At 70.9% G+C, this 15480-nt stretch carries 17 protein-coding genes; 10 read left to right on the top strand and 7 right to left on the bottom strand.

What is annotated here, in order from left to right; all coding sequences use genetic code 11:
* Positions 1-192 precede the first annotated feature (192 nt).
* Positions 193-2856: an AfsR/SARP family transcriptional regulator gene (locus tag G3I56_RS44045; protein ID WP_239135060.1), complete on the top strand. Its 2664-nt coding sequence runs from the start codon at positions 193-195 to the stop codon at positions 2854-2856.
* A 6-nt stretch (positions 2857-2862) separates the two neighbouring features.
* On the opposite strand, the gene G3I56_RS23870 is transcribed toward G3I56_RS44045, so the two are convergent.
* Positions 2863-4578: a bifunctional 3'-5' exonuclease/DNA polymerase gene (locus G3I56_RS23870; RefSeq protein WP_164412351.1), complete on the bottom strand. Its 1716-nt coding sequence runs from the start codon at positions 4576-4578 to the stop codon at positions 2863-2865.
* Positions 4579-4644: 66 nt separating this feature from the next.
* Positions 4645-5379, bottom strand: a complete 735-nt coding sequence (locus G3I56_RS23865) for a Clp protease N-terminal domain-containing protein (protein WP_164412214.1) — start codon at positions 5377-5379, stop codon at positions 4645-4647.
* 80 nt (positions 5380-5459) lie between these two features.
* Between G3I56_RS23865 and G3I56_RS23860 the strand changes: the two genes are divergently transcribed.
* Positions 5460-6638, top strand: coding sequence for a DUF2786 domain-containing protein (locus tag G3I56_RS23860; RefSeq protein ID WP_164412213.1), 1179 nt, complete (start codon positions 5460-5462; stop codon positions 6636-6638).
* Positions 6639-6719: 81 nt separating this feature from the next.
* A complete protein-coding gene (locus G3I56_RS23855; protein ID WP_164412212.1) occupies positions 6720-7841 on the top strand; it encodes an IS630 family transposase in 1122 nt (373 codons plus the stop codon).
* Between the two features lie 30 nt (positions 7842-7871).
* On the opposite strand, the gene G3I56_RS23850 is transcribed toward G3I56_RS23855, so the two are convergent.
* From G3I56_RS23850 to rpmB, 4 genes are all read right to left on the bottom strand, one after another.
* Entirely contained in the window at positions 7872-8189 is a 318-nt protein-coding gene (locus G3I56_RS23850) for an Imm51 family immunity protein (protein WP_164412211.1), read from the bottom strand.
* A 155-nt stretch (positions 8190-8344) separates the two neighbouring features.
* Complete coding sequence (locus tag G3I56_RS23845; protein ID WP_164412210.1) at positions 8345-8890, bottom strand: hypothetical protein; 546 nt, start codon at positions 8888-8890, stop codon at positions 8345-8347.
* A gap of 65 nt (positions 8891-8955) precedes the next feature.
* Positions 8956-9261 carry a 30S ribosomal protein S14 gene (rpsN, locus tag G3I56_RS23840; protein ID WP_164412209.1) on the bottom strand — a complete coding sequence of 102 codons (306 nt, stop codon included), beginning with the start codon at positions 9259-9261 and terminating at the stop codon, positions 8956-8958.
* A gap of 46 nt (positions 9262-9307) precedes the next feature.
* The gene (rpmB, locus tag G3I56_RS23835) at positions 9308-9544 is read right to left on the bottom strand and encodes a 50S ribosomal protein L28 (protein ID WP_164412208.1); all 237 of its coding nucleotides are present in this window, start codon (positions 9542-9544) and stop codon (positions 9308-9310) included.
* A gap of 61 nt (positions 9545-9605) precedes the next feature.
* Between rpmB and rpmG the strand changes: the two genes are divergently transcribed.
* The 5 genes from rpmG (at position 9606) to G3I56_RS23810 (ending at position 12094) form a co-directional block, all read left to right on the top strand.
* Entirely contained in the window at positions 9606-9770 is a 165-nt protein-coding gene (gene rpmG, locus G3I56_RS23830) for a 50S ribosomal protein L33 (protein ID WP_015658813.1), read from the top strand.
* Positions 9771-9779: 9 nt separating this feature from the next.
* A complete protein-coding gene (locus tag G3I56_RS23825) occupies positions 9780-10028 on the top strand; it encodes a type B 50S ribosomal protein L31 (RefSeq protein ID WP_164412207.1) in 249 nt (82 codons plus the stop codon).
* 26 nt (positions 10029-10054) lie between these two features.
* Entirely contained in the window at positions 10055-11278 is a 1224-nt protein-coding gene (locus G3I56_RS23820; RefSeq protein ID WP_164412349.1) for a GTP-binding protein, read from the top strand.
* 7 nt (positions 11279-11285) lie between these two features.
* On the top strand, positions 11286-11519 hold the full coding sequence (gene rpsR / locus G3I56_RS23815; RefSeq protein WP_006376563.1) for a 30S ribosomal protein S18: 234 nt from the start codon (positions 11286-11288) through the stop codon (positions 11517-11519).
* 296 nt (positions 11520-11815) lie between these two features.
* Positions 11816-12094, top strand: coding sequence for a DUF397 domain-containing protein (locus G3I56_RS23810; RefSeq protein WP_164412206.1), 279 nt, complete (start codon positions 11816-11818; stop codon positions 12092-12094).
* A gap of 117 nt (positions 12095-12211) precedes the next feature.
* On the opposite strand, the gene G3I56_RS23805 is transcribed toward G3I56_RS23810, so the two are convergent.
* Positions 12212-12700 carry an ATP-binding protein gene (locus G3I56_RS23805; RefSeq protein WP_164412205.1) on the bottom strand — a complete coding sequence of 163 codons (489 nt, stop codon included), beginning with the start codon at positions 12698-12700 and terminating at the stop codon, positions 12212-12214.
* 367 nt (positions 12701-13067) lie between these two features.
* Between G3I56_RS23805 and G3I56_RS23800 the strand changes: the two genes are divergently transcribed.
* Entirely contained in the window at positions 13068-13892 is an 825-nt protein-coding gene (locus G3I56_RS23800; RefSeq protein WP_164412347.1) for a helix-turn-helix transcriptional regulator, read from the top strand.
* A 94-nt stretch (positions 13893-13986) separates the two neighbouring features.
* Entirely contained in the window at positions 13987-15456 is a 1470-nt protein-coding gene (locus G3I56_RS23795; protein ID WP_164412204.1) for an aldehyde dehydrogenase family protein, read from the top strand.
* The last annotated feature ends 24 nt before the right edge of the window (positions 15457-15480 follow it).

Raw genomic sequence — 15480 nt, 5'->3', positions numbered from 1 at the left:
CCTGGTCGTCATCTCCAACGACCCGGGCCCTCTCGCGTCCCGGACCCGGCCGCGACGGCGACACTCCCCCGAGCTGCGCGTCACACGCGCGCACCCTCGGGCCGGTTCCGTTGAGGTGATCACATCAGGCCACGCCAACAGATCGCTAACATGTACTTCCGGTGGCGAACGAGATGGCAGTGGGGCGAGAGCATGCGGTGCGGTCTGCGGTTCGGGCTGCTGGGCGCGCCCGTCCTGTACGACGCTGAAGCCCCCAACGGCCCTACGGGCGAAGGATTCCGGCCGATCGGCAGCATCAAGGTACGGACGCTGCTCGCCGCCCTGCTCCTCGAACCGGGCCGAGTCGTCCCGGTCGGGGTGCTCAAGGACGCACTGTGGGGCGGGGCGCCTCCGGCGTCCGCGCAGGCCTCGCTGCACAACCACGTGGCCCGGCTGCGCCGCCTCCTGGACGATTCGGGACGGCTGCGCGCCGTGCCGCCCGGTTATCTGCTCCGGGTCGGCCCGGGCGAGTTGGACGTGCACGTCTTCCAGGCACACGTCGAAAGGGCGCGGGCGGCCCACGCCAACCAGGACTGGCAGCGCGTCCTGGCCGAGAGCGCGTCCGCCCTCGCCCTGTGGCGCGGCGCCCCACTGACCGGCCTCCCGCCCGAGACCGTCGGATACGCGTTCACCCAGCGCCTGACGGAGGCCCGCCTGCTCCTGCTGGAGTGGCGGTACGACGCCGAGCTGTACCTCGGCGGCCCCCGACTCCCCTCCCTGATCCCGGAGTTGACGGCCCTGACGGCCGAACACCCACTGCGCGAGTCCTACCACCGCCAGTTGATGCTCACCCTCCACCGCACCGGCCGCCGAGCCGAATCCCTCGCCCTCCACCGAGACCTGCGCAACCGCCTACTGGAAGAACTGGGCGTAGAACCGGGCCCGGCAGTACGAGCGGCCCACGTGGAGGTACTGCGGCTGCCGGTGGGTCCGGTGGGTCCGGTGGGTCCGGCTGCCCCGACGGGCCCGGCTGCCCCGGCGGGTTCGGGAGGCCCGGCGGGTTCAGCGGGTCCAGCGGGCTGGGGAGGCCAGACAGGTCCGGTGGACCCGGAGTGGCCGGTGGGTTCGGCGGGCCAGACAGGTTCGGGAGGTCTGGCGGGCAGGCGGACCCCGGCGAGTCCGGCGAGTCCGGCGAGTCCGGCGAGTCCGGCAGGTTCGGGAGGCTCAGTGAGCCAGGGAGGCCCGGCTGGTCCGATGGGCGGGGAGCGACCGGTGGGTTCGGCGGCCCAGTCCGGCCCGAGGGATCCGGGGGCCTTGGCACGCCTGACAGGGCGCGCGTGGATGGGGGATCCTGCTGCCCCGGCAGATCCGGCAGATCCGGCGGACCTGGGTGACCAGGAGGGCCCGGCGGGACCGGGGACCTCGGCGGGACCGGGGACCTCGGCGGGACCGGGGACCCCGGCGGGTGCACCAGGCCCAGCGGGGTCGGGAAGCCCAGGTGGCCTGGAGACTCCGGATGTTCCGGGCGGCTTCTCGATGCCCGCCCCCCTGGCGACGCCCACCCACCGGGCGGTTCCCTACATCCCCGCACAGCCGACCTCGGGTTCCGCCCCGCGACCGGCTCCCGCCCCCACACCACGAGCCGCGTCGGCATCCCCGCGCTCGACCCCTACACCGCACTCCGCGCCAACACCGCGCCCCGCGTCGGCATCAGCACACCCCGCCCCTGCACCGCGCTCCGCCCTTACGCCACGCTCAGCCTCCGCACCGCGCCCCGCCCCAACACCGCGCACCGCGCAGGCATCCGCACCGCCCCGCATGCCTCGCCCTGCCCAACTCCCCCCAGCCCCGACCCACTTCACCGGCCGCACAGCCGTCGCCGACAACCTGCGCCGGATTCTGGCCCCAAAGCCGCACCCCGGGCCCGATGTCACCGCAGGTGCCCCCGTCGCCGTGATCCACGGCATGCCCGGCGTGGGCAAGAGTGCCCTGGCGCTGCACGTCGCCCACACCCTCCGGTACCGCTTCCCGGACGGTCAGTTGTACGTCGACCTGCACGGCAGCACCCCCGACATGCCCCCTCTCACCTCCGCCCAGGCCCTCACCGCCCTGCTGCGTGACCTCGGCACCAACCCTCTCCGTATCCCCGAACACCCGGACGGGGCAGCCGCGTTACTGCGCTCCCTTCTCGCACCGACCCGCACCCTGCTGGTCCTGGACGACGCCGAAGGAGCCGCGCAGATACGGCCGATGCTTCCGGCGGGCTCCGGCTGCGCCGTGATCGTCACCGGCCGGTCCCCGCTGACCGCCCTCGACGGCGCCCGGTGCTTCCCCCTCACCCCCCTGACCGACGGTGAGAGCGCCGAGTTGCTGCGCGCGGCGTCCGGACGGGACGGCCTCGACGCCGCCCACCCCCTCGTCGGGCTCACCGGCCGCCTCCCGCTCGCCCTGCGCGTGGTCGCTGCCAGACTCGCCGCCCGCCGGGCCCTCACTCCGGACGTGCTCGCCGCTCAACTGGCCGCCGACGACAGCAGGTTGCCACTGCTGGAGTACGACGACCTGAGCGTCCGACGCTCCCTCGCCGGCGCCCACGACACGCTGCGCACCTCCGCCCGCGAGACCGACCGCGACGCGGCCCTCGCGCTGCGCCGCATCGGCGCCCTGGACCTCCCCACGTACGACGCCCCGCTGCTCGCCCGCCTCACCGCGACCGACGAACGCCGCGCCGGGGCAGCCCTGGACCGCCTCGTCGACGCAGCCCTCCTGGAGGAGACCGCGTACGGCCACTACGCACCCCACGACCTGGTCAGGGACTACGCCCGTGAACTGGCCGCGGCCGAGACGGCGAACGGCGACACGACGGCCGGTCAGAGTTGACGCGCGTCACTTGGCGTCGGCGTAGCACTCCACCACCGCCGTACTGAACGGAAACCGCACCGGCGTCTCGCCGAACGTCAGCCGCCCCGCCAGCTCCGCCGCCTCCCGGATCGCCGCCACGACCGTCGGGGCCTCCGCCTCGGGACAGTGCACGATCACCTCGTCGTGCTGGAAGAAGACCAGCTCGGCCGCCATCCCCGCACAGGCCCGGCGCAGCGCGGCGAGCAGCAGCAGCGTCCAGTCGGCGGCGCTGCCCTGGACGACGAAGTTGCGCGCGAACCGGCCCCGGGCACGGGAGTTGGACGAGGCGTACCCGGGCACCCACTCCTGCGCCCCCGTGCCTCCCGTACCCCCGGCGGGGTCGGTGCCCTCGTCCTCCGAGAGCGGGATGCCGGCCTCCTCCACCGAGTCGTCGTTGGCCCGCACGGCCGGGGGACACGTACGCCCCAGCCACGTCCGCACGAGCCGCCCTTCCTCTCCCGCGCGCGCCGCCTCGTCCACGTACGCCACCGCCTTCGGGAACCGGCGTCTGAGCGCGGCGAGGTTCTTGAGGCCGTCCCCGGAGGTCTGCCCGTACACCGCGCCCAGCACGGCGAGCTTGGCCTGCGCCCGGTCGCCGGAGAACGCGCGCTCGGAGACGGACTGGTACAGGTCGCTCTCCCGCCCCGCGACCTCCATCAGCCCGGGGTCGCGCGAGATCGCGGCGAGGACACGCGGCTCCATCTGGTCGGCGTCGGCGACGACGAGCCGCCATCCCGGGTCGGCGACCACCGCCCGCCGGATCACCTTGGGGATCTGCAGCCCGCCCCCGCCGTTGGTGACCCAGCGCCCGGTGACCGTCCCGCCCGCGATGAACTCGGGCCGAAACCGCCCGTCCCGCACCCAGTCCTGGAGCCAGGACCAGCCGTGCGCGACCCAGATCCGGTACAGCTTCTTGTACTCGATGAGGGGTTTCACCGCCGGATGGTCGATGCTCTCGATCTCCCATCTCCGCGTGGACCGCACCTTGATCCCGGCCTGCGAGAAGGCCTTGACGACATCGGCGGGCAGATCGGGCCGCACCCGGCGCCCGAACGCCGCCGACACCTCGTCCGCCAGCTCGGCGAGCCGCCGGGGCTCACCCCCGCCCGCGTACCGCTCGCCCAGCAGTTCGTGGAGCAGGTCGCGATGGACGTCCGCGCGCCACGGCAGTCCCGCCGCGTTCATCTCGGCGGCCACCAGCATCCCCGCGGACTCGGCGGCCGTCAGCAGCCGCATCCGGTCCGGGTGCGCGGTCGCGTCGTGCCGCCGCCGCTGGTCGGCGTACACCTCCAGCAGATCCGCCAGCGGCACGTGCACCGGCCCCGGTTCGAACAGCGGCGACTGCGCGCCGGGTTCGGCGGACCGCTGCGGCGGATCCGGCGGTACGGGACCTCCGCGCAGCCGGGCGAGGGCCGCCGCCGCGGACCGGGGCTCACCGAGCCGCCCCTCGTGGCCGAGCAGGAGCGTCTCGGCGTCCTCGATGTCGTAGCACCGCTCGACTCGCACCCCCGTGGCGAGCAGTCGCGGGTAGACCTCGGGGGTGGACCGCCACACCCACCGCGTGACATCCGGCCGGTCGCGGACGGCCGCGCCGAGATCCGCCTCCCGCCGCACCGGCCCGGCGGGCAGCCCGTCCGGACCGAGGGGGGCGATCTCCACGCCACCGTCCTCGGCCGGAGCGAGCGCCCACCGCTCGGCCATGTCCGCCACACCTGCCATGTCCCCGAGTGTGGCAGGAGGGTCTGACAATGCCCCCGACCAGCGCATTCAGCCTTGCTGGTCGAACTCCACCTTGATCTTGGCGAGGGCCGCGGTGACGTACTCCTCCGTCGCCGGCTTGGTGAGGCCGAGGCCCGACAGGAGCCCCTCGCCGTTCTCGAACTCCAGCAGGGCGAGCAGGATGTGCTCGGTGCCGACGTAGTTGTGGCCCAGACGCAGAGCCTCGCGGAAGGTGAGTTCGAGGGACTTCTTGGTGTCGGCGTCGAAGGGGATGAGGGCGGGGATGCTCTCGGCGCTCGGCGGGAGGCCGGCGGTCGCGGCCTCGCGCACGCTGTCCAGGGAGACGCCCTGCGCGGTGATCGCCTTCGCCCCGAGGCTCTCCGGGTCGGCGAGGAGGCCGAGGACCAGGTGCTCGATGCGGATCTGGTCGTTGTCGGCGGCCCTGGCCCCTTCCTGGGAGAGGACCACCACGTTCCTGGCCCGTGGCGTGAAGCGGCTGAAGCCCTGGCTCGGGTCGAGGTCCGACTCGGCCTTGGGCACGAACCGCTTCTGCGCGGCCTGCCGGGTGACGCCCATGCTCCTGCCGATGTCGGTCCAGGAGGCGCCGGAACGCCGCGCCTGGTCCACGAAGTGGCCGATCAGATGATCCGCCACCTCGCCGAGATGATCGGCGGCGATCACCGCGTCCTGGAGCTGCTCGAGGGCGTCGGTGTGCACTTTCTTGATGGCCTCGATGAGGTCGTCGAGACGTACGGAGGCCCGGACGGGCTGGTTGGCTGTCATGTGTCAACCTTAGGTTGTCAGTCGGATGACTGTCAACCCGAAGTTGACAGTGCATGGCGACGGCATGAAACGATCGACGGGTGACCAGCAGCACGCCCCTCCCGCCCGACCCGCCCAGCGCGGTCGAACGCGCCTTCCAGGCCGCCCTGTACGCCGACACGGACACCTCCCTCGACACGGGCGCGTCCCTGCTCGCCGCCGACCCGGCCGCGGACGCGGAACTCGCCCGGCGCGGTGAGGAGTTCGTGGCATCCGCATGGCGGCGGGGCTGGCAGCCGGCCGACGTCGTACGCCTCGTCCGGCGCGACCTGGACGACGTGCACGTCCGCCTGGTGTCGGCCCTGATCACGGCCCAGGCGCCGAACGACCGGGCCCGTGACCGCCGCTGGACGGAACAGCTGACCGACCTCGCCGCGACCCCCGCCCCACCTCGCACGGACCGCTTCACGCACGCGACGACGGTTCTGGAGCTGTACCGCCTGCTGCTGACCCTGCCGACACTGGAGCCCCTGGACGAGCAGCGGACGAGGCCGGGGGAGAGTGCCCGCCGGGAACACCCGGAGTCCCGCATGCTGCCCCGTATTCGCGCGCTGCTGGCGAAGGCGGAGGCGACCGGGTTCCCCGAGGAGGCCGAGGCGCTGAGCGCGAAGGCCCAGGAGCTGATGGCCCGGCACAGCATCGACGAGGCCCTGCTCGCGGTCGGCGCCCCGGCGGGCGACGCCCCGCGCGCGCGGCGCCTGGGTGTGGACGCCCCGTACGAGGAGGCCAAGGCGGTCCTCCTGCACGCCGTGGCCGACGCGAACCGCTGCCGAGCGGTGTGGAACGAGGCCCTGGGCTTCTCCACGGTGGTGGGCTTCGAACCCGACCTGGAGGCGGTGGAACTCCTCTACACGTCCCTGCTGGTGCAGGCCACGACGGCGATGACCAAGGCGGAGGCCGCGCAGCGGGCTGCGGGCCGCAAGCGAACGAAGACCTTCCGTCAGTCCTTCCTGGCGGCCTACGCCCACAAAACGGGCACCCGCCTGGCGGCAGCGGCGGAAGCCCAGACGGCGGACGCGGCGGCGACGCAGACCGCCGCCGCCCTCCTCCCGGTCCTGGCCACCCGGGACCTGGCGGTCACCGCCCACCTGGACCAGATGTTCCCCACGACCACGACAACCCGCCTACGAGGCGTGACCGACGAGGCGGGCTGGACGGAGGGCGCGGCGGCGGCGGACCGGGCGGCACTGCACGCCCGCCCGCGCCTGCCGAACGCCTAGTGCTCTGACCGCATAGGTTCGCCGGGTCGGTGCTTGTGGCGGTTGGATGTGGGGTGACGCGATCCGACTGCTGGAGGTGCGGTGGCCGAGCCTGTCCGCGTGCGCAGACTGACCGACCAGGAGGGGCAGAAGCTGCAGCAGATCGTGCGTCGGGGCAGCACCAGTTCGGTGCGTTACCGGCGCGCGATGATGCTGCTGGCCTCGGCCGGCGGGAACCGGGTGCCAGTGATCGCCCAGCTGGTGCAGGCCGACGAGGACACCGTCCGCGATGTGATCCACCGGTTCAACGAGATCGGCCTGGCATGTCTGGACCCTCGGTGGGCGGGAGGCCGTCCCCGCCAACTCAGCTTTGAGGACGAGGACTTCGTCATCCAGACGGCCACCACCCGCCCCGCCAAACTCGGCCAGCCCTTCACCCGCTGGTCGCTACGCAAACTCGTCGCCTATCTGCGCAAAGTCCACGGCCGGATCATCCGCATCGGCCGCGAAGCGTTACGTGGCCTGCTCGCCCGCCGCGGCGTCACCTTCCAGCGCACCAAGACATGGAAGGAATCCCCCGACCCCGACCGCGAGACGAAGCTGGACCGGATCGAGGAGGTCCTTCACCGCTTCCCGGACCGGGTGTTCGCCTTCGATGAGTTCGGCCCGCTCGGAATCCGGCCCACCGCAGGCTCGGGCTGGGCCCGACGAAAGCACCCCGACCGGGTGCCGGCCACCTACCACCGCACTCACGGAGTGCGCTACTTCCACGGCTGCTACTCGGTCGGCGACGACCGCCTGTGGGGCGTCAACCACCGCAAGAAGGGCGCCGCGAACACGCTGGCCGCGCTGAAGTCGATCCGCGCCGCCCGGCCCGACGGCGCCCCCATCTACGTCATCATGGACAACCTGTCCGCCCACAAAGGCGCCGACATCCGCCGCTGGGCGAAGAAACACAAGGTCGAGCTGTGCTTCACCCCGACCTACGCCTCGTGGGCGAACCCGATCGAGGCGCACTTCGGGCCGCTGAGGCAGTTCACCATCGCCAACTCCCATCACCCCAACCACCCCGTGCAGACCAGGGCCCTGCACGCCTACCTGCGCTGGCGCAACGCCAACGCCCGCCACCGAGACGTCCTGGCCGCCGAACGCAAAGAACGCGCCCGCATCCGCAGCGAGAAAGGCATCCGCTGGGGCGGACGCCCCCTCGCCACCGCGGCCTGAACAACCCTGCGAATCCATGCGGTCACAGCATTAGTCGTCGAATTCGAAGCCCGCAGTCTCCGCACGGGCAATGATGTCGCGGACTACCTCAGGGTTTGTGATGACGGACTCAACAGCCGTTTGGAGTCGCGCAAGGTCGCTCGAACTCCCGACCGCACAGAACATGCCGGCCTCGCTGTCGAAATCAAGGCGCTCGGCAATATCCGGCCAGGCAAACCGCACGAGACCCTCCCAGAAGTACCCGTTCGGCTCGTGCCCGGCGGCAACTACTGCGTCATCGGCGGCCAGGCCACCGGCATCCAGCGTCAGCGAGTGCTCGCCGTCGAAGTCATGGAGGTTGATGGTCACGGCGCGATGCTCTCACGCACAGTGCACACGCTGCCCGATCCCTCGAACCGCTTGTCCGGTACCCCGCCACTCCCGACCCGGTGAACATATCCGGCCACAGCACTAGCGGTGTCCCGTACGAACGCGTGCGGCGCAGCGTCTCGCCGCGACCCGGCTCAGGACCCCAGCCCCGCCGTGGGCAGCCCCGAAGGAAGCTGCCCGCCCTCCGCCTTCGTGTACGTCTCCGTGCCGAGGCCGCTCGACCAGGTGATCTTCATCGACGTCTTGTCGACGGAGTCGACCATCCCCACGGCCCGGTCCTTGTTCCCGTCCGAGCACGCCAGGCGGACCATCTGCATCCCCGCCTCCTTGCCCGCCGTACCGCTGCACACGGTCCCCGTGGTGGCGAACAGCCCGGCCTTCACCCCGTTGACCACCAGTGCCACGGCACTGCCCTTGCTGGTGGTCAGCCAACTGCCCACCAGCGCACTGTCCGTGGTGGTCGAACCGCTGCTGCCCTCGCTGCCGCCCGACTCGGAGGGCGACGGCGAGGAGGACGGGTCCGACGAGGCCGACGAGTCCGTACCGCCACTCGCCGACCCGCCGTCGGACGACCCCCCGTCACCACTGCACCCGGCAAGCAGAAGGACGGCGGCCACCCCGGCCGCCGAGGCCACACCAGCCCTGCGCGCCAGCACGCGCGCGTACGTCACCGAAGTCACCGGGAAGCTCCCAACCAGTAGTCGCAAGCGATAGTCGTACGACCGCACGACACGACCGCTGCAAGCTACCAGGAGGACTTACGTACTCCCGGAAGGAATCCCGCGTGCGCCTGCTCCCGCAGGCCGACCCGGGACAGGCCGAACGCCCGGAAGTACCCGCGGGGCCGCCCGTCGACCTGGTCCCGGTTGCGCACGCGCGTGGCGCTCGCGTCACGCGGCTGCCGTTCCAGCTCCCGCCGCGCCGCCGCCCGTTCCGCGTCCGTCGAGGACGGCAGCCGGACGATCTCCTTCAGCTCGGCCCGCCGCCGGGCGTACCGGGCGACGATCTCCTGCCGCTTCCCGTTCTTCGCGATCTTGCTCTTCTTCGCCATGTCGCTACTACCTCTGTCCCTTGCTGCCGCTGTCTCTTCCGGCCTGTCAGACCTTGACGCCGCGGGCCCGGATCCGGGCCACCGCCGCCTCGACGCCGATCGTGTCGACGGTCCTGATCCCCTTGGTGCTCAGCCGCAGCCGGACATGCCTGCCCTCACTCGGCAGCCAGTAGCGCTTGGACTGGATGTTGGGGTTGAAGCGACGTGACGTACGGCGGTGGGAGTGGCTGATGTTGTTGCCGAAGCCCGGCTTGGCGCCGGACAGCATGCAGTGGGCGGACAAGGTGACGCACCTCTCTCGATCAGGTTATGCAAATGGAAGTCGTTTTCAGTAAGGTACCAGCATGGCTCGCAACGAACTCCGGCCGGTCATCAAGCTCCGGTCCACGGCCGGGACCGGCTTCACCTATGTCACCCGCAAGAACCGCCGCAACGACCCGGACCGTATGACCCTGCGCAAGTACGACCCGGTCGCCGGCCGTCACGTCGACTTCCGAGAGGAGCGCTGATCAGCCGCCATGCGTAAGGGAATCCACCCGGCGTACGGGCCCGTCGTCTTCCGGGACCGGGCCGCGAACCACGCCTTCCTCACCCAGTCCACGATGACCAGCGAGAAGACGGTCGACTGGGAGGACGGCAACACCTACCCCGTCGTCGACGTCGAGATCTCGAACATCAGCCACCCCTTCTACACCGGCACGGCCCGCGTCCTGGACACGGCCGGCCGCGTGGAGCGCTTCGAGCGCCGGTACGGCAAGAACGACTAGCAGGGACTGAGGAAACACACGTGCAGGTGCATGAGCACGGGCCCTCCGGGGCTCACGAACTCTCCGTGGCGATCGTCGGCGGACTGCACGCCGACGCCCGCAAGGCCGCCGTCGCGCGGCTGCTCGCCGACGTGCCCGGCAGCGTCGTACTCCACCACGACCTCGCGACGGCCGTGGCCGGCACGGTCGTACGGACCGTCAGCGACACCACCGGCATCCTCTCCGCGGGCGAGGCGCCCCTGGTCAACGACTGTGCGTGCTGTGCCCTGCGCGACGACCTCGTCCCGGAGCTGCGGCGGCTCGCGGACGCCGGGCGGACCCGGCTGGCGATCGTCGAACTGTGGGACTCCGTCGAGCCCAAGGCGATGGCCGAGGTGGTGACGGCCGGCGGCCTCACGGTCACCGGCGTCATCACCGCCGTCGACCCGGCGCTGCTGCTGCCGTACCTCGGCAACGGCGACGACCTGGCCGAACGCGGCCTCGCCGCCGCGGCCACCGACCAGCGCACGGTCGCGGACACCTTCGCCCGCCAGCTGGAGTACGCCACCGTCCTCGCCCTCGTCGACTCCCCGGACGCCGACGACGAGGACCGCGAGCTGCTCGCGCAGCTCCACCCGACAGCCCGCCAAGTCCCCGTCACGGGCGGCCACCCAGGGGACTTGGCGGGCCCGGCCGACGCGGCCGACGTGCCTGAAAGGCAGGCGGTCCCGCTGTCGGCCCTCGCCTCCGCCGCCCTCGCCGGATTCGACGTCGAGGCCGCCGCCGCCGCTCAGCACCCGGCGTGCGCGCTGCTGCCGGCGGAGGCCGACGCGCACGGCGTGGCCACCCTCGTGTGGCACCGGCGCCGCCCCTTCCACCCGGAGCGGCTGTACGCGGCGCTGGAGGACCTGACCTGCGCCGCCGCGCGCAGCCGGGGCCGGTTCTGGCTCGCCGACCACCCCGACACGCTGCTCCACTGGGACGCGGCGGGCGGCGCGCTGTGCGTGGAGAGCGCGGGCCCCTGGCTCGCATCCCTCCCGGACGCCGCCTGGGACATGGTCGAGCCCGTGCGCCGGGCCGCCGCCGCCCTCGACTGGCACCCCGAACACGGGGACTGCTGCCAGCACCTGGTGTTCACGTCCCCCGGGCTCGACCGCGACGGACTCGAACAGCTCCTGGAGTCCTGCCTGCTCACCGACGCCGAGTACGCCGGCGGGCGCACCGCCTGGAAACGCCTGCCGCCCGCCTTCGACACCCTCCTGGAGGTCTGACCCCGCCATGGCCCGCAAGATCGAACGCAAGCCCCTCAAGGCCCGCCCCAACCCGCTGGACGCGGCGAAGATCACGTACATCGACTACAAGGACACGGATCTGCTGCGGAAGTTCATCTCCGACCGCGGCAAGATCCGCAGCCGCCGGGTCACCCGCGTCTCGGCCCAGCAGCAGCGGCTGCTCGCCCGCGCGATCAAGAACGCCAGGGAGATGGCACTGCTGCCGTACGTGTCCCGGTAGCCGCGCGACCTGCGCGATCTCTTCGGGCGCCCCCGCCGCGCCCCACCCGCACCCCCGTCTCCGTAGGCCCCAGGAGGCGGGGGTGTCGACGTGCGGGGGAACGCGCGGGGGCGTGCGTGCGTCAAGGTGAGTAGTGGAGCGAGTACCTGGCGTGCACGTGCATCTGACCGTGCGTATGCCCTTGCATACGCCTGTGCATCTGTCCACGCGTCTGCACGTGAACAGAGTTATGATCCGGCAGAGTTGACCACCGCACCAATGGCCTCACCAGCCAGTGCACCACCAGGGAGCGACCTGTGGACCACGACGTGTACGGCGTTGGCGCAGCCGATGAGTCCGGCGTGTACAACGGCATGGCCGCCGCGCGGCTGGACGGGGTCGCCGCCTGGCAGAAGAGCAGACACAGCAACTCGCAGGGCTCCTGCGTCGAGTTCGCGCGGCTGCCCGGCGGCGAGGTGGCGGTGCGCAACTCGCGCTTCCCCGACGGTCCGGCGCTCGTCTACACGCGCGCCGAGATCGAGGCGATGCTCCTGGGCATCAAGGACGGCGAGTTCGACCACCTGACCGCGCGCTGACCGCCCTGCGGCCGTCTCCGCTCCGGAGGTTCCGGAGTCGGGACAAGCAGGGCGTAACGATCGTGCCACACGCTGTGACGCGCGTAGAAACGTGGCCCGAAGAAACGCCGCGGAGCCTCACTCGGCGGAGTGCACCCCGAACAGCGCCCAGACGACCTTGCCGCCCAGCGTGCCCGAGAGCGGGTGCCAACCCCAGCTGTCGCTGAACGAGTCGACGAGGAAAAGGCCCCGCCCCGACTCGGCGGAGAAGTCCTCCGAGAACTCCTCGGCGTCGTACGTCACCGGGCTCTCCCGGCTCGGGTCGCGCACCGCGCACACCAGCCGCTCGGTCCAGCGCATCAAGTGCAGCCGTACGAGCGGCTCGTGGGCCGGCGAGTGCGGGGGGTCCGTGGGCACCGCGTGGCGAAGAGCGTTGGTGACCAGCTCCGAGACCACCAGGCAGACGTCGTCCAGCCGGTCGCCGATGTCCCACTGGGTGAGTGTTCTGCGGCTGAACTGCCGTGCCTCGCGCACCGCTTCGTAGCGGGCGGGCAGTGCGCACGACGCCGCGTTGGACACGGTCGAGGGATCCAGTGGCGGAAGCCCCTGCCTTAACGGCTCGAGCATGGTCGATCCATTCATCCCCATGCGAGGCACTCCCGGGAGATCGCGGTCGTTGCGATGCAGTCCTTGCGATGCAGCGGTGGCGCGAGACCATGGTTTCCGATGCGTACGGCGGATGCAAGGGCAGATGCACGTGCACGCGCCGGAATTGGACGTACCCGTACCGCTTCTTGGTCATTTTTTCCGCCAACTTTCCACCTCTGGCCGGTCTTCCCCTTGCCCCTGCCTGTGCGTACGCTCTGACGTCTTCCCATTTGAGTAACCGAACGAGTACTGCTCGGAGTGTTTTAGTGGCAGACTGCGGCCCCTGGAGAGGTTGGGGAGGGTGACGAACGTGAGCGCGGGAGAGCCGGGATCGGTGGTGCGGCGCATGCTGCTCGGATCACACCTGAGGCGACTGCGTGAGGCGCGCGGCATCACGCGAGAAGCGGCGGGTTACTCGATCCGCGCGTCCGAATCGAAGATCAGCCGTATGGAGCTGGGCCGGGTGAGCTTCAAGACACGTGACGTCGAGGACCTGCTGACGCTGTACGGCGTCAACGACGAGGCCGAGCGCAACGCGCTCCTCTCGCTCGCCAGGGAGGCCAACGTCGCTGGCTGGTGGCACAGTTACTCGGACGTCCTGCCCAACTGGTTCCCCACCTACGTGGGCCTGGAGGGTGCGGCATCGCTGATCCGCGCCTATGAGGTGCAGTTCGTGCACGGACTGCTGCAGACCGCGGCCTATGCGCGTGCGGTCGTCGAACGCGGCATGAAGGGTGCGAGCCCCGCCGACATCGAGCGCCGTGTCGCGCTGCGCATGGAGCGGCAGAAGTACCTCCTCTCCACCAACGGCCCTGAGTTCCATGTCGTCCTGGACGAGGCAGCGCTGCGCCGCCCGTACGGCGACCGCGAGGTGATGCGGGGCCAGCTCCAGCACCTGATCGAGATCTCCGAGCGGCCCAACGTACGGCTGCAGGTCATGCCGTTCGGCTTCGGCGGGCACTCCGGCGAGAGCGGCGCGTTCACGATCCTGAGCTTCCCGGAGTCCGACCTGTCCGACGTGATCTTCCTGGAGCAGCTCACCAGCGCGCTGTACCTGGACAAGGCGGAGGACGTCACTCAGTACGAGAAGGCGATGAAGGAGTTGCAGCAGGACAGCCCAGGCCCCGACGAGAGCCGGGACCTGCTGAGGGGCCTGATTCAACTCTCGTGACCGGGGTTCCTGATCTTCTCCCAACTCCCTTTGGACGCACGTACGATGACGTGTGATCAGACCGTGATACGGGATTGAGGGATTGAGGGAACGCATGCCATCGCTTGAGTACTACTTCACCGACCTCGCGCAGCAGTACATCGGCGGTGAGTGGCGCCCGGGCACCGGCTCCTGGGACATCATCGACTTCAATCCGTACGACGGCGAGAAGCTCGCCTCGATCACGATCGCCACGGTGGACGAGGTCGACGAGGCGTACCGAGCCGCCGCCGCGGCCCAGAAGGAATGGGCCGCGACCAATCCGTACGCCCGCCGCGCGGTCTTCGAGAAGGCACTGCGCATCATCGAGGACCGTGAGCCGGAGATCGCCGCGGCGATCAACGCCGAACTCGGCGGCACGCACCTCAAGGCCGACTTCGAACTGCACCTCGCCAAGGAGTTCCTGCGCGAGTCGATCCGCCTGGTGCTGACCCCCGAGGGGCAGATCATCCCGTCGCCGGTCGAGGGCAAGGAGAACCGCGTCTACCGAGTCCCGGTGGGCGTCGTGGGCGTGATCAGCCCCTTCAACTTCCCCTTCCTCCTCGCCCTCAAGTCCGTCGCCCCGGCCCTCGCGCTCGGCAACGGCGTCGTCCTCAAGCCGCACCAGGAGACCCCGATCGTCGGCGGCTCCCTGGTCGCGAAGATCTTCGAGGACGCGGGCCTGCCACCCGGCCTCCTGAACGTCGTCATCACGGACATAGAGGAGATCGGCGACGCGTTCATCGAACACCCCGTCCCGAAGGTCATCTCCTTCACCGGCTCGGACGCCGTCGGCCGCCACGTCGCCACCGTCTGCGCGCCCCTCTTCAAGAACGTGGTCCTCGGACTCGGCGGCAACAGCGCCCTGGTGGTTCTGGACGACGCGGACATCGACTACGCGGTCGACGCGGCCGTCTTCAGCCGGTACGTCCATCAGGGCCAGGTCTGCATGGCCGCGAACCGGATCCTGGTGGACCGTTCGGTCGCCGACGAGTTCACCGGGAAGTTCGTGACCAAGGTGAGGTCCCTGAAGGTCGGCGACCCGAGCGACCCCGCGACGGTGATCGGTCCGGTCATCAACTCCTCCCAGGCGGAGGAGATTTCGGGCGTGGTGCGGCGGGCGCTGGCGGAGGGCGCGACGGCCCTGCTCCACGGCACGACGACGGGCAACCTGGTCGAACCCTCGGTCCTGACCGACCTCCCCGCCGACTCACCCCTCCTCCAGGAGGAGATCTTCGGCCCGGTGGCCCTCCTCGTCACCTTCGACGGGGAGGAGGAGGCGGTCCGCCTCGTCAACAACACGCCGTACGGCCTCAGTGGCGCCGTCCACACGGCCGACGTCGAACGGGGCATCGCCTTCGCCAAGCAGATCGACACGGGCATGTTCCACGTCAACGACGGCACGGTCCACGACGAGCCCCTGGTCGCCTTCGGCGGCGAGAAGTCCTCGGGCATCGGCCGCCTGAACGGCGAGGCGACGGTGGAGGCGTTCACGACCCAGAAGTGGATCTCTGTGCAGCACGGGCGGAGCTTCTTCCCGTTCTAGTCGTGGTAGTCACCAGTACCTCTT

Source organism: Streptomyces sp. SID12488 (assembly GCF_010548275.1).
GTDB lineage: Bacteria > Actinomycetota > Actinomycetes > Streptomycetales > Streptomycetaceae > Streptomyces.
This window is presented reverse-complemented; position numbering and strand designations above follow the sequence as displayed.